Origin of the sequence: Streptomyces sp. DH12, assembly GCF_020873895.1 — a bacterium.
In the GTDB taxonomy this organism is placed as follows: domain Bacteria; phylum Actinomycetota; class Actinomycetes; order Streptomycetales; family Streptomycetaceae; genus Streptomyces.
Genome location: NZ_JAHWGT010000881.1, coordinates 1 through 474, shown reverse-complemented (window position 1 = coordinate 474; position 474 = coordinate 1). Strand labels below are relative to the sequence as shown.

Genomic DNA, 474 nt, shown 5'->3' with positions numbered 1-474 from the left:
CCCGTCACCGGTATGAAGGACGCGGTGGAGTATGCGAAGGCGAACAATCTCCCCTACGACCAGGCCCGGGGTCCTCTCGTCCCGAAGGTCCTCGGCGGGAAGGGTACGAGCAAGCGCACCCGGTTCAACCTCGTCCCTTGCTGGCAGGTCGGGATGAACACGGGCTCGCCCAGCATGCGGACCTACGAAAAGATGGCGGAGGACCTGGTCAAGGGCAACGATCCCCGTCGGGTTCTCGGAACGAGCGACGCGATCTTCTACCAGGTGACTCCCGTCTACAAGGACGCCAACAGCACCATCCCGGTGGGCGTCACGATGAGCGCTACCATCCAGCGGGCGAACGGGCCGACCGAGGAACTGTTCCCCAGCGTCTACGTCACCAACACCTACGCGAACACCGGGTTGTACAACCTCGGTAACTGACCCCCACTCAGTTCCTGCCAACGGGAGCCGGCATGAGCTTCACCACCCCAC

General features: G+C 63.5%; 1 pseudogene. It reads left to right on the top strand.

The annotated features are described in order from the left end of the window. A pseudogene (locus LPA54_RS37585) lies at window positions 1-423 on the top strand (DNA/RNA non-specific endonuclease); the annotation flags it as partial. Window positions 424-474: the final 51 nt, after the last annotated feature.